General features: G+C 42.1%; 15 protein-coding genes. 12 read left to right on the plus strand and 3 right to left on the minus strand.

The genetic code is table 11. The features are described 5' to 3' along the window. Positions 1-2 precede the first annotated feature (2 nt). The 5 genes from yihA to DWX65_RS14855 are packed head-to-tail and all read left to right on the plus strand — an operon-like array spanning position 3 to position 3,569. Entirely contained in the window at positions 3-596 is a 594-nt protein-coding gene (gene yihA / locus DWX65_RS12680) for a ribosome biogenesis GTP-binding protein YihA/YsxC (protein ID WP_118173546.1), read from the plus strand. After that, positions 586-1,590, plus strand: coding sequence for a metal ABC transporter substrate-binding protein (locus tag DWX65_RS12685; RefSeq protein ID WP_118173547.1), 1,005 nt, complete (start codon positions 586-588; stop codon positions 1,588-1,590). The genes yihA and DWX65_RS12685 overlap by 11 nt, the downstream gene beginning before the upstream one ends. Further along, positions 1,587-2,333, plus strand: coding sequence for a metal ABC transporter ATP-binding protein (locus tag DWX65_RS12690; protein ID WP_022243439.1), 747 nt, complete (start codon positions 1,587-1,589; stop codon positions 2,331-2,333). Before DWX65_RS12685 ends, DWX65_RS12690 begins: the two co-directional genes overlap by 4 nt. Then, positions 2,330-3,145 (plus strand): metal ABC transporter permease, encoded by an 816-nt coding sequence (locus DWX65_RS12695; protein ID WP_118173548.1) that lies wholly within the window; start codon positions 2,330-2,332, stop codon positions 3,143-3,145. Before DWX65_RS12690 ends, DWX65_RS12695 begins: the two co-directional genes overlap by 4 nt. Then, the gene (locus DWX65_RS14855) at positions 3,120-3,569 is read left to right on the plus strand and encodes a hypothetical protein (protein WP_147339168.1); all 450 of its coding nucleotides are present in this window, start codon (positions 3,120-3,122) and stop codon (positions 3,567-3,569) included. Before DWX65_RS12695 ends, DWX65_RS14855 begins: the two co-directional genes overlap by 26 nt. Here the strand turns inward: DWX65_RS14855 and DWX65_RS12700 are convergent. Further along, complete coding sequence (locus DWX65_RS12700) at positions 3,475-4,794, minus strand: DNA polymerase Y family protein (RefSeq protein WP_118173549.1); 1,320 nt, start codon at positions 4,792-4,794, stop codon at positions 3,475-3,477. The two genes, DWX65_RS14855 and DWX65_RS12700, sit on opposite strands and share 95 nt — an antisense overlap. Positions 4,795-4,959: 165 nt before the next feature. Between DWX65_RS12700 and DWX65_RS12705 the strand changes: the two genes are divergently transcribed. Beyond that, positions 4,960-5,718: an adaptor protein MecA gene (locus tag DWX65_RS12705; RefSeq protein ID WP_118057272.1), complete on the plus strand. Its 759-nt coding sequence runs from the start codon at positions 4,960-4,962 to the stop codon at positions 5,716-5,718. Between the two features lie 18 nt (positions 5,719-5,736). Continuing rightward, positions 5,737-6,120, plus strand: coding sequence for a hypothetical protein (locus tag DWX65_RS12710; RefSeq protein ID WP_118173550.1), 384 nt, complete (start codon positions 5,737-5,739; stop codon positions 6,118-6,120). A 94-nt stretch (positions 6,121-6,214) separates the two neighbouring features. Here DWX65_RS12710 and proC read toward each other — a convergent pair whose 3' ends face one another. Together proC and DWX65_RS12720 are read right to left on the minus strand one after the other, a co-directional pair. Next, positions 6,215-7,033, minus strand: a complete 819-nt coding sequence (gene proC, locus DWX65_RS12715; RefSeq protein WP_117947573.1) for a pyrroline-5-carboxylate reductase — start codon at positions 7,031-7,033, stop codon at positions 6,215-6,217. Between the two features lie 81 nt (positions 7,034-7,114). After that, on the minus strand, positions 7,115-7,909 hold the full coding sequence (locus tag DWX65_RS12720) for an enoyl-CoA hydratase-related protein (RefSeq protein WP_022243431.1): 795 nt from the start codon (positions 7,907-7,909) through the stop codon (positions 7,115-7,117). Positions 7,910-8,600: 691 nt separating this feature from the next. On the opposite strand from DWX65_RS12720, the gene DWX65_RS12725 reads away from it, so the two are divergent. The 5 genes from DWX65_RS12725 to DWX65_RS12745 all read left to right on the plus strand — a co-directional run bounded on the left by DWX65_RS12725 (position 8,601) and on the right by DWX65_RS12745 (position 13,765). Continuing rightward, positions 8,601-9,770, plus strand: a complete 1,170-nt coding sequence (locus tag DWX65_RS12725; protein ID WP_118087975.1) for a pyridoxal phosphate-dependent aminotransferase — start codon at positions 8,601-8,603, stop codon at positions 9,768-9,770. A gap of 114 nt (positions 9,771-9,884) precedes the next feature. Beyond that, the gene (locus tag DWX65_RS12730; protein ID WP_117698545.1) at positions 9,885-10,079 is read left to right on the plus strand and encodes a hypothetical protein; all 195 of its coding nucleotides are present in this window, start codon (positions 9,885-9,887) and stop codon (positions 10,077-10,079) included. 58 nt (positions 10,080-10,137) lie between these two features. Next, positions 10,138-11,226: an A/G-specific adenine glycosylase gene (mutY, locus tag DWX65_RS12735; RefSeq protein WP_118173551.1), complete on the plus strand. Its 1,089-nt coding sequence runs from the start codon at positions 10,138-10,140 to the stop codon at positions 11,224-11,226. Between the two features lie 346 nt (positions 11,227-11,572). After that, on the plus strand, positions 11,573-12,718 hold the full coding sequence (glf, locus tag DWX65_RS12740; protein ID WP_022243429.1) for a UDP-galactopyranose mutase: 1,146 nt from the start codon (positions 11,573-11,575) through the stop codon (positions 12,716-12,718). 30 nt (positions 12,719-12,748) lie between these two features. Beyond that, complete coding sequence (locus DWX65_RS12745; protein WP_117698548.1) at positions 12,749-13,765, plus strand: glycosyltransferase family 2 protein; 1,017 nt, start codon at positions 12,749-12,751, stop codon at positions 13,763-13,765. Positions 13,766-13,889 lie beyond the last annotated feature (124 nt).

A 13,889-nucleotide genomic window follows, 5' to 3' on the forward strand; every position in this document is an offset into this window, starting at 1 on the left:
AAATGGTTATAAAAGAAGTAAACTTGGAAACGGTGTGTGGTGTTACCAGTAAGATTCCGGAGAATACATTGCCGGAGGTGGCATTTGCAGGAAAATCCAATGTTGGAAAGTCGTCATTAATTAATGCACTGATGAACCGGAAATCCCTTGCAAGAACCTCTGCACAGCCGGGAAAGACACAGACCATTAATTTCTATAATATCAATGATGCCATGTATCTGGTGGATTTGCCGGGATATGGTTATGCGAAAGTAGCAGAGAGTGAGAAAGCAAAATGGGGTAAAATGATTGAAAATTATCTGCATACCTCAAAGCAGTTGCGCCGGGTATTCTTACTAATTGATATCAGGCATGACCCGTCTGCCAATGATAAACTGATGTATGACTGGATTATCCATCAGGGCTTTGATCCGGTTATTGTGGCAACCAAGCTGGACAAGCTGAAGAGAAGCCAGGTGCCAAAATGTATCAAGGCAGTAAAAGAAGGTCTGAAAGTAAAACCGGGAACGGTAATTGTTCCGTTTTCTGCAGTAACCAAGCAGGGCAGGGAAGAAATCTGGCAGATTATGGATGAGGCTGTTGGCTATGAAGAATAAATATGTATTTGTAACGGTTCTTCTGCTGGTACTTTTATTGACTGGTGCAGGACTGACACAATTATATGTAAAAGAAGAGACAAAACAGCAGGATAGTGAACTTACGGTAGTAACATCCTTTTATCCGATGTATATTGCAGCAATGAATGTCATCGGAGACACTCCGGGTGTGGATTTGCAGAATCTCAGTGAGCCGCAGACCGGCTGCCTTCACGATTACCAGTTGACTCCGGCAGACATGAAGCTCCTTTCCGGTGCAGATGTGTTTATTGTAAATGGCGGCGGAATCGAATCTTTTTTATCGGATGTGGCAGCAGATTATAAGAATCTTTCCATTGTAAATGCCTGCGAGGGACTTAATCTTTTGTCCGAAGAGGATGAAGGAGAGGAACATGCTCACGGAGATGCCCATGAAGATGCTGCAGAGGAGCATATCCACGGAGATACCGAGGATACTCATGAAGATGGACACAATCACGGAGATGTGAATGCCCATGCATGGATGAGCATTGCGTTATATAAGCAGCAGGTGAAAAATATTTTAGAAGGTCTTTGCAGGATAGATCCGAAGCATCAGGATGCCTATGAAAGCAATGCAAAGGAGTACCTGGCAAAGCTTGAGGATTTAGAGAGCGAGCAGCAGTCCTTAAAGGAAGAATTAGCAGGAAAGCATATTGTTATTTTCCATGAAGCCTATGCCTATGTGGCAGAGGACTATGATATGGAGATTTCCTATACCATGGATTTGGATGAGGAGCGTCAGGTCAGTGCCGGTGAAGTGGCAGATGTGATGGGAGCCATTGAAAAGAATGATATATCAGTGGTGCTGGCAGAAGAACTCTATGGCAAAGATATGGGAGATACGGTAGAACGGGAGACCGATGCGAAAGTATGTTATCTTGATACCTTAACCCGCGGGGAGTATGAAAAGGACAGCTATCTTGATGCAATGAGACGTAATATGGAACTGCTGAAGGAGGCTTTTGCAGAATGAGAAAAATAGTAAAACCATGTGGACTGCATTGTATCCGGATTAACCATCTGGGTGTTACTATTGGAGAACAGCAGATATTGTCAGATGTGAATCTGCATATTCATTGTGGAACACTGACGGTACTGATTGGTCGGAACGGAGCAGGAAAATCAACTCTGATCCGGGCTATTTTAAATGACATTCCACACACGGGAAGCATTGAATTTAAGGACCGGGAAAATGGTCATATCCAGAAGCTTAAGATTGGTTATGTACCACAGAATCTAAATATCGAGAAATCCACTCCGGTCAGTGTCTATGATATGATTGCAAGCTATCAGTCCAACCGGCCGGTATTTTTATATAAGAGCAAAAAGCTATATCAGGAAATCAAAGAAAGCTTAAAAATGTTTGAAGCCGAGCATTTGATTGACAAGCAGGTATGTAATCTTTCCGGTGGGGAATTACAGCGTGTACTTCTTTCCATGGCAGTGATGGATGAACCGAATCTGCTGCTTTTGGATGAGCCGGTGTCTGGTATTGACCAGAATGGTATGGAGTTATTTTACCGGAATATCGAATATCTGAAGGAAAATTTTGACCTGGCAGTTTTACTGATTTCCCATGACCTTGATTATGTAAGAAAATATGCAGACCATGTGGTTCTCATAGATGGCAAAGTGCTGACCCAGGGAACACCGAAGGAAGTCTATGACAGTGATGCTTTTAAACAGGTATTTACAGATATGGAGGTGCGGGGATGATAGAATTTTTTACCGCGTGGTGGTCTTATGGATTTATGCGGAATGCATTTATCGCAATCCTGATTATCACACCATTGTTTGGAATCCTTGGAACCATGATTGTAAATAACAAAATGGCATTTTTCTCAGATGCATTAGGTCATTCAGCATTGACGGGAATTGCTCTTGGCGTTGTGATGGGAGTTGCAGATACGACCTTATCCATGATTATTTTTGCAGTAATTTTTGCATTATTACTAAACTATATCAGCAGTAAAGCATCGGCATCCAGAGATACGATTATCTCCGTTTTTTCTTCAGCATGTATTGCTGTGGGACTGGCCATCTTATCGAAAGGTGGCAATTTCAGCAAATATTCCAGTCTTTTGGTAGGTGATGTTTTAAGCATCTCTAAAAAGGAAATTATTTATCTGATTCTGATTTTTGCAGCAACACTGATTTTCTGGGGCGTGGCATTTAATAAGTTAAATGCGGTAAGCCTGCACCGGGCGCTGGCAAAGAGCCGGGGAATTCAGGTGAAGCTGATAGAAAATATTTTTGCAATTTTTATTGCATTAATTGTAATGCTTTCCATTAAATGGATTGGAATTTTGATCATCAATGCACTGCTGATTCTTCCGGCAGCAGCAAGCCGGAATATTTCGGTCAACATGCGGGAATATCATTTATTTTCCGTTATCTTTTCCCTGTTTTCGGGATTGCTCGGCTTGCTGATTTCCTATTTTACCAATGTTGCAACAGGTCCGATGATTGTGATTGTAGCAGCCATCATTTATTTTGCAACTTATGTATACGGAAGGAGAAATGCATGATGAGAACCACGAAAAAAGGAAGAAAAGGCGCACTTTTACTTACCTTTCTTCTGGCAGGAAGTTTACTGCAATCCGCTATGAGAATGAAAGTAAGAGTTACATTATAGATAAAGGGGCATTTCAGCTGCCTTATGGTGAGAATACGACGGTGCAGGCACAGCTTGACGACTGGATTGCACAAGAGGACGGAAGTTATCTTGTAACGGCCTCCCTCTTAACCTATAGTGATGCAGAGGGAAGCAGTAACAGAACCTTCCAGTTTATATTAAACGATAATGGATATAAGGATGAACTTCCGGATCCATTATTCTACTATACCATCTCAAACGTCAGTCCGATGGATGATTCTTTTTCGAATCTGACTCAGGAGACGGAAGAAAACTCCCCCGGACAAGAGCCTTCGACCCAAAACGTTTCCGAATAGAATCAATGGCTGCATCCAGTTGCTTTTGCTTATTGGCAGAAGGCATCTGGGTGCAGCTTTTTTTATTGCCATCTGGGAGCGGACTGCCGGAAGCTGTACTTTCTGTGGAAATCATGGCAGATGCCGATGAATCGGCTGTATAATCAAAAATAGAAAGCTGCACCGGTGCATCTTCAGGAAGCAGACGGCTGGTACGGATGCCAAGGAGCCGGACAGGTTCCTTATTCCAGAGCTGCTGGAAAAGGGAAACGGCAGTTTTATAAAGGGCATCTGTAGTATTTGTGGCTGAGAGGAGACCGCACTGGTGGGAAGTATTCGTAAAATCATGATAGCGGATTTCTACCGTGATACTCTGGGCTAACATTTTTTCTTTCCGGAGGCGCATGGATACAGATTCGGAAAGAGAGAGAAGAACCTTTTTTGCATCTGCTAAGGTGCGGGCGTCCTCCTTTAAAGTGGTGGAATTGCCAATCCCCTTGGCTTCCCGTTTGGTAGAATGCACATGGTCATCTCCGATTCCATTGGCATATTCCCACATCAGTGTGCCGTGGCTTTTGAATTCCTGCCGGAGGTAATCCGGGTCAGTGGCTGCAAGTTCTCCGATGGTACGGATGCCAAGTGCTTTCAACCGGGCAGCACTGGAATGCCCTACCATGTAGAGATCATCCACCGGAAGCGGCCACATTTTTTTTTCAATTTCATCCGGAAAAAGAGAGTGAATCCGATCCGGCTTGGTAAAATCGCTTGCCATCTTCGCCAGAAGCTTATTTGGAGCAATTCCAATATTAACGGTAAAACCAAATCGTGATTTAATATTTGTAGAAATAATTTTGGCTGCTGCAAGAGGAGATTCATACCGGTGGGCAATGGGCGTAAAGTCAAGAAAACATTCATCTATGGAAAGCTGCTCGATATCATCGGTGTAGGTATGTAGCAGTTCCATAAGTGCATGGCTTTTTCTCTGGTACATGGCATGATCCGGCGGAACCAGCATAAGGGTAGGACATTTACGTAAAGCATTGGCAACCGGTTCGCCGGTGACAATCTTATAGGCTTTGGCAGGCACAGACTTGGCAAGAACCACACCGTGTCTTGTAGCAGAGTCACCGCCAATAATTGCCGGTATAGTGCGGATATCTAAAGTTTCACCATGCTCTAGGCGGTCAACAGCACTCCAGCTTAAAAAAGCCGAATTGACATCAATATGAAAGATAATGCGGTGCATAATGCTCCTCCTTTACCGTATTATGGAATTGCCGGCTGTTTACGGGCTTAATATCTTGGATACCTATATTATAAAAGCTTTCCGGTTGAAAAGAAAGGGCTTTTAGTGTATAGTAAGGTTACAAATAAGGGAAAACGCAGCGAGAATAATGGCAGGTGATTGTTTATGAGATTTAAAAGAATCGATGTGGATACGGTGCGCTGTATTATTTCAGAAGAAGAATTAATGGAAAATGGGCTGGAAGTAGATGATTTTCTGCAGAATGACGGAAGAACAGAATCGTTTCTGCGTAAGATTATTTCCATGGCAGAAGAAGAGGTCGGATATAAAGTACAGGGTGGAAATATTACCATTCAGGTTGCAGTACTGCCGGAGCATACGCTGGCACTTACTTTTTCGGAGAAGCCGGAGCTTGGCATCAGCAATATGTTGGAAAATCTGAAGTCTGCAGTAGAAAGTCTGGTTAAGAATGCTCCTGATATTGAAAAGCTGAAACAGACGTCAAAAGAGCTGGCAAATCAGAATCATACGGATGAAGGCATTGCAGAAATACAGCCGGAGCAGTCAGATTCCAAGGCAGAAGAAAGCACAGATAAGAAACAGTCTACCGGTGGCTTTACACTAAAAGACCGGAATTTTTATCAGCTTTGCTTTGCAAGCATGGAACGTGCAATTTGTTATGCCAAGGGCGTCCGTCTGGAACTGCCGATGAAGAGCAGTCTTTATTATCTGACCAGAGAGGATGCTTATTATCTTTTGCTTGAGAAGGGAGAACTTAGTGATAAACAGCTTTGTCGTCTTTTAAGTGCTTCTTTGGAATTTGCAGATGATATTTATGCGCATGGACCGACCCGGGCATATATTATGGAGCATGGAAAATGCATTTTGCCGGAGCAGGCGTTAGAACATTTACAGGAAATTTAGACAGACAGAGGAATTGGAATGGAAGAATATAAAGATAAAGCATCTTTTGAAGAATTTTTTAAGCAGAACTATGTACCACTGGATTATAAATCCATTCGGAATGAGATGCGGGAGGCAGCCGGAGATGGCTGGAGCCTTTTTACCGATGAATACAAATTCCGTGGAAAGATAGATAAGAAAGATTTTATTGTGCATATGACAGGCGATGCCTACTGCACGTTTGAAGAGATTGTGGAAAATGCAATTGATGAGTTGAACAGCGGAATCCTTGATATTGTGATGGAAATCGGCAATGAGATGGAATTTGACAACGATGCAGCAGAAATTTATTTTGATACCATTGAAAAGCAGTTGAAGGAAATGTTAGATGCCCTTTATGATGATGTGCTTAAAGATTTATAAAAGCAGGTAAAATAAACAGTAAAGATAGAAAAGACCCTGGAAGAACGATTGTATGTAAATTAGTTCTTCCGGGGTTTCTTATATGTCTTTAATATCAATCGGAGAGTTTGCTCATGGCACGGGATTTTTCAGAGCAGGCATTCTGGGCAGCAATTACGGTGCTGCGGAAGGAGCCTTCCTCTAATTTAGCCACAGCAGCAATGGTAGTTCCGGCCGGGGAGCAGACTGCATCCTTTAATTCGCCCGGATGTTTACCGGTCTCTAATACCATTTTGGCTGCACCAAGAACGGACTGGGCAGCAAATTTATAAGCCTGGGCACGCGGCATTCCGTCATTAACGGCTGCGTCAGCCATTGCTTCAATAAACATATAGACGTAAGCCGGTGAGGAACCGCTGACTCCGACTACGGCATCCATAAGACTTTCCGGTACAATTTCTGCTTTACCAAAGCTTTCAAAGAGAGAGACAACCATTTTGGATTCTTCTTCTGTGATATGCTCATTTGGGGTAATGGCAGACATGGCTTCCTGAACCATAGCCGGTGTATTTGGCATGGTACGAACCAGTTTAATATCTTTGCTGAATAAAGATTCAATCCGTGAAATGGTCTGTCCGGCAGCAATGGCAACTATGATTTTGTCATCGGTAACACTGTCTTTGATTTCTTTGATGACTGTTTCATAAAGATATGGTTTTACAGCAAGAAAAATGATATCGGATTCTACAGCAACAGTCTCATTGTCTAAGGTGGTGCGGATACCATACTGCTCAGAAAGTGTATCCAGTGTGACCTGGGTTTTCGCACTGGCAATCAGGTGGCTGGCAGGAACCAGACCGGAAGAGATAATTCCGCCAATCATGGCACGACCCATATTACCGCTTCCGATAAAACCAATTTTTTTATCTAACATGATGCATTCTCCTTTTATGAAAGGGGATATCCCAGATGCTACTGGAATATCCCCTTTGATATTGTCTAAGTATAAGTTCAATTAGAAATCTGTTAAGTCAGCGGCTCTTCTCTCTAAGAAAGCACTCATGCCTTCTTTTTTATCATGGGTAGAGCAGGTTACGCCAAACAGGTTAGCTTCCATTTCAACAGCATTCTTGATATCCATATCATATCCGTTGTTGATAGCAGCTTTTGCGATAGATACTGCATAGCTTCCTTTAGAGATAATTTTCTCTGCCATAGCTTTTGCGGTTGGCATTAATTCTTCTTTTGCAACAACTTTGTTTACAAGTCCGATGCGGTATGCTTCGTTTGCATCAATGTTATCGCAGGTGAAGATCATTTCTTTTGCACGTCCCATGCCAACAAGACGGGCAAGTCTCTGTGTACCACCGAATCCTGGGATGATTCCAAGACCACACTCAGGCTGTCCGAATACTGCGTTGTCAGAAGCAATACGGATATCACATGCCATAGAAATTTCGCATCCGCCACCTAAAGCGAATCCATTAACAGCAGCGATAGTTACCTGTCTCATATTCATTAATTTAAAGAATGGAACAGAAGCTTTCATACCGAATGCTCTTGCTTCAGCAGCAGAGAAGTTAACCATCTCAGCGATGTCAGCACCAGCAACGAAAGATTTGAATTCGTTACCTTTCTTATCAGCACCACCGGTTAAGATAACGACTTTGATATCGTCTCTTCCTTCAATTTCGGTAAGAACAGTGTTCAGTTCATCCAATGTTTCGGAATTCAATGCGTTTAATGCTGCAGGTCTGGTAATAGTAAGAACTGCAATTTCGTTTTCAACTGTTAAAGTTAAGTTGTTCATGAAATAGGACCCTCCTGATTGATAAATTATTAACAATGTTTCAATACTTATAATGGTATAACTTTTGGGGGGATTTGTCAATAAAAACTGGTATTTTACAGGGATTGTGCTACAATAGGAAAAGACTTGTCATGTGATTACGCAATGGTTTTTGTGAGAAAGCGGATTTTTGGAATTTTAAGCAGCTTTTCTATAAGATTTTTTGTTGAAAGCAGAATGTATACAATTCTTAAAAGTGCTTTTTTCTTATTGTTGTCTGTTTTGCCGCCTGCTTTGACCGGATGCCTTTTGTGGTCCGTCTGTTACGGATATCTAAGGCACCTTTAAGCAGCTCTAGGCATTTCTGCTTATAAAGCTGTTTTTCCGGCAACCGGCGCATAGTCACATCCGTGCTCCAATGCGCCTTCCTGACACATCCATGTGCCAGGATTGCCAGTTGACAAAAGAAATGCCAAGAGCTGCTAGCAAGGCACCTAAATGATATCCGTAATCAGGCGAACCGCAGAAGGCATACTGTCAAACATTGGAAAAACAGGCATTATCCCAAGAGAAAAAAGCTCTTTTTTAGAATTGTAGCATTCTGATTTCTAAAAAGGCTATAGAAAAGCTGCTTAAAATTCGAAAACCACTGCTTCTAAAAAATAATTGCGTAATTACATGACAGGACTTGTACAAAGAGAGGTCAATGAAAATGAAAGATACAAAATCATACTTATCAAAAACCGTACAGGATATGCCGGATTCCGGAATCAAGGATTTCTTTGATGTGGCAAATACCATGGAAGGCGCACTTTCACTGGGTGTAGGCGAACCGGATTTCCCGACACCGGAGCATGTAAGAGAGGCAGCGATTGCTTCTATAAAAAAGGGGGATACCAAATACACCGATAACCGCGGAACGGTAGAGCTGCGTGCAGCGGCAGCGGATTATCTGACAAAATTTGATTTGCATTATGATAAACAGGACGAAATACTGATTACCATGGGAGCCAGCGAAGGAATTGATTTAGCTCTTCGGACACTGGTGAATCCGGGAGAGGAAGTCTTAGTGGCAGAACCTTCCTACGTTTCCTATATTCCATGTATTGAATTATGTGGCGGTGTTCCGGTATCATTAAAATTAAGAGCGGAGAATAAATTCCGTTTGACCAGAGAACAGTTAGAGGAAAAGATAACGGAGAAATCCAAAGTCTTACTGATTTCCTATCCGAACAATCCGACCGGAGCCATTATGGAAAAGGAAGATTTAGAGGCAATCGCAGAAGTGGTAAAGGAACATGATTTGTTCGTGATTACCGATGAAATCTATGCAGAATTAACCTATGGAAAGAAACATGTTTCCATCGCATCCCTTCCGGGCATGTATGAGCGCTGCGTTGTATTAAACGGATTTTCCAAAGCATTTGCCATGACCGGATGGCGTATGGGAATTGCAGCAGGACCAAAGGATGTTATTTTCCATATGAATAAAATACATCAGTTTACAACTATGTCAGCAGGAACCACCAGTCAGTATGCGGCATTGGAAGCATTGACCAGTCCGGTGAGAGATGAAGAGATTGCAGTCATGCGGGAAGAGTATGATGCCAGAAGAACACTGATGGTAGAGGGATTCCGTAAGATGGGATTATCCGTAGCAGAACCGGAAGGTGCATTCTATGTATTTCCGGACATTCGAAAAACAGGACTTACCAGTGAAGAATTCTGTAACCGCCTGTTGCAGGAACAGAAGGTAGCCGTTATCCCGGGAAATGCCTTCGGTACATGCGGAGAAGGCTTTGTACGGTGCTCCTATGCATATTCGCAGGATGTCATTCGTGCCTGTCTGGAGAAAATTGCTGAATTCGTAGCACAGTTCTAATAATTGGAAAATTATTATGTGATGCATTTGATTTACGTGAGTAGATGGTATTGTTGATAAGATACCCGGACAGTCCGTTAAGTAAGGATGCCTGATAAAGGCGGTTAGTGGCACTTGGAATTTCGTCCGGCATCCGGCAACGCTGGCACAGGGATGTGCCAGCGAGGTGCATATGAACATGGATGTGAATTTGCACCGGTTGCCAGCGAAGGCTGTATCCCTTCGAAATTCTTAGTGCCACTTATCGGCTTTATGTGGCATCAGAACTTAACGGACTGCCGGGATATGCTCGGTTCAAACTATCGATAGCAACGTACAACCCTGCACCCACGAAACAGAAATAGAATTAGAATTAGAAAGAGGAATCATGAGAGAACCATTTGACCTGACAACCCTGATAGAACCATTATTAAATTGGTTTAAAGACCATGCCAGAGTGTTGCCCTGGCGCAATGAGCCGACCCCATACCGGGTGTGGGTGTCTGAAATTATGCTGCAGCAGACCAGAGTGGAAGCGGTAAAACCATATTTTGACCGGTTTTTAAAGGAGCTGCCGGATGTGGCAGCGCTTTCAGACTGCCCGGAGGAGAAGCTTTTGAAACTCTGGGAAGGACTTGGATACTACAACCGGGTGAGAAATATGCAGATTGCAGCACAGACGGTCATGGAGAATTATCATGGAGAGCTTCCGGCAGATTATGAGGCACTGACAAAGTTGAAAGGAATTGGTCATTATACGGCAGGAGCCATCGCATCTATCGCATTTGGCATTCCGGTACCGGCGGTGGATGGAAATGTGCTCCGTGTCATATCCCGGGTAACAGAGGATGATGCGGATATCATGAAAGCATCTGTGCGGACGGCAATGGAACAGGATTTATTAGAAATTATGCCGGAAAACAGGGCGGGAGCTTTTAACCAGGCACTGATGGAGCTTGGTGCAACGGTATGTCTGCCGAATGGGGCACCTTTATGCGAAGCATGTCCTTGGAAAGAAGTCTGCCGGGCACAAAAGAGCGGACGCTGGAGAGAACTTCCGGTAAAGAGCAAGGCGAAGGCAAGAAGGATAGAGGACAGAACAGTTCTTGTTATAAAGGCAGAGGATAAGGTTCTTTTGCATAAACGGGCCAACAAGGGACTTTTAGCTGGACTCTATGAATTTCCAAATGTGGAAGGGCATCTTAAGGAAGAGGAAGTTATTACCTATCTTAAGAAAATGGGGTTGTCACCGATTCGTTTGAAAAAATTAGAAGACAGCAGGCATATTTTTTCCCATATTGAATGGCATATGACAGGATATGCAGTGCAGATTGATGAGACGGAGCAGGAGTATCAGAATATGCTCTTTGTGGATGTGAAAGAAACGGAAGAACAGTATCCGATTCCGGCAGCATTTTCCAGATACACAGGATATATGAACATTCGTCTTGGAAATGACAGATATAAGGAAGAATAGCAGAAAAGCCATAGAAAAAAGAGGGAGCCGGTGATTATCACCGGCCTTTCATATGAAAAAGATTTTTTATGGTAAGTGTTAAAAACACTATTTTTTGGGAGGAACCTTGCATCAGCTGCAAGGTCTATGAAAAAATAAAATTATCGCTTTTTTCTTTCTCAGCTTAGTTATAGTATAAAAGCAGAATGTGAAAACAATATGCCCGGATTGTTAGAAGGCTGTAAATAAAATATGAATAAATTGTAAACGAAGTGCCTTAAAGAAATCCTAAGAAAAAATGAATTGGAAAACAAATGACAAATGTGTATAATTGAATGAGGATTACCAAGGGGGAAGGAGAACAGAAATGTACGACAGCATTGTAATCGGAGCCGGAATTGCCGGCAGTGTGGCAGCAAGAAAGTTGGCAGAAGAAGGAAAGCAGAAGGTTCTTTTATTGGAACGGAGAAATCATATTGCAGGAAACTGTTATGACAGACCGGATGACCATGGAATTGTAATACATGAATATGGTCCACATATTTTTCATACAAATAAGGAAGAAGTATATCAGTATCTGTCAAGATTTACAGACTGGTATTTCTTTGGTCATGAGGTAGTAGCAAATGTGCATGGAACACTGATTCCGGTACCATTTAACCTGAATACTTTACATATGGTTTATGGGAAAGAGCAGGCAGACCGGTTAGAGCAGAAGCTGATTGCCGCATACGGAGAGGGAAGCCGGGTTCCGATTATGAAATTACGGGAAAATGAAGATGCAGATATCCGGAAGATTGCGGATTATGTATACGAAAATGTTTTCCTTTATTATACGATGAAGCAGTGGGGACAGAAACCAGAGGAGATAAGCCCGGAGGTAACAGGACGTGTGCCGGTGCTGATTTCTTATGATAACAGATATTTCCAGGATAAATATCAGGGTATGCCAAAGGAAGGTTATACCGCAATGTTCGAAAAGATGTTAGACCATCCGGACATTGAGGTGAGAACTGGTGTAGATGCCGGAGAGGTACTGAAATTTACAGAGGACGGCATTTATTTTGATGGAAAGAAATTCGAAGGAAATGTCATTTATACCGGAGCATTGGATGAGTTGTTTGCATGCTGTTATGGAAGACTGCCATATCGTTCCCTCCGCTTTGATTTTGAATATTATGACAAACCGGATTATCAGGGACACAGTGTTGTAAATTATACGGTAAGCGAGGATTATACCAGAATTACGGAGTTTAAGTATCTGACCGGGCAGCAGGCAGATGGAACCACGATTGTAAAGGAATATCCATTTGCATACAGTGGAGCAGAAGGAGAGATTCCTTATTATGCCATTTTAAATGAAGAAAATCAGTCATTATATGAAAAATATAAAGCACTGACCGGAAAATATCCGAACATGCATCTTTTGGGAAGACTGGCAGAATACAAATATTATAATATTGATGCCATGACAGAGAAAGCATTAGAACTTACCAAAGAACTTTTAAAATAAAATGTTTCGAAAAACGATTGGAGAAAAAGAATGAAATTATTATCAGTAACCATTCCATGTTACAATTCACAGGATTATATGGAACATTGTATTGAAACACTGCTGACAGGTGGAGAAGATGTGGAGATTTTAATCGTAGATGACGGCTCAAAGGATGCAACAGCAGAGATTGCTGACCGTTATCAGAAGAAATATCCTACTATTATTAAGGCAATCCATCAGGAAAATGGTGGACACGGTGCAGCTGTAAATACCGGTATTGCCAATGCAACCGGACTGTATTTTAAAGTGGTAGACAGTGATGACTGGGTAGATGAAGAGAGCTATCACAAGATTCTTGCTAAATTACGGGAACTTGTGGGCGGAAGTACTACTCTTGATATGTTTATCAGCAATTTCGTATATGAGAAGCAGGGCGCAGAGCATAAAAAAGTAATGAAATATACCAGAATGTTCCCGGAAAATGAAGTCTTTACCTGGTCTGATGTAAGGCATATCAGCAAGGGACATTATATTCTGATGCATTCTGTTATTTACCGTACCCAGTTATTAAAGGATTGTGGACTTGAGCTGCCAAGACACACCTTCTATGTGGATAATCTTTTTGTATACAATCCATTGCCATATGTAAAGACCATGTATTATATGAATGTGGATTTCTATCGTTATTTTATCGGAAGGGAAGACCAGTCTGTCAATGAAAAGGTTATGATTGGAAGAATTGATCAGCAGATTAAGGTAAATAAACTGATGATAGAAGAAGTGAATTTGTGGAAAATTGCAAACCCAAAATTAAGAAAATATATGTTTAATTACCTTGAAATTATTACTGTAGTATCAACAGTACTTTGCCTGCGTTCCGAGACAGAAGAAAATCTCATGAAGAAACGGGAACTGTGGTCTTATATCAAAGGTTATGATCTTCGTCTCTTCCATCATTTAAGAAGGGGGATTTTAGGACAGTCCATGAATCTTCCGGGTAAGGGTGGAAGAAAGATTTCCGTTGCAGCATATAAGCTGACCCAGAAGATTGTCGGATTTAACTAAGCTGAAAGAAAAAATGTGAATAAACGAGCGTAGGTTTGTAGAAAAGAAAAACAACAGAGGGCATTATTGCTTATATAAAGAAACCACCTTATGCCGGGAAAAACGGTAAAGGCGGTTTCTTTTT

The organism is Roseburia sp. AF20-18LB (genome assembly GCF_003461185.1).
Taxonomy (GTDB): Bacteria; Bacillota; Clostridia; order Lachnospirales; family Lachnospiraceae; genus Roseburia_C; species Roseburia_C amylophila.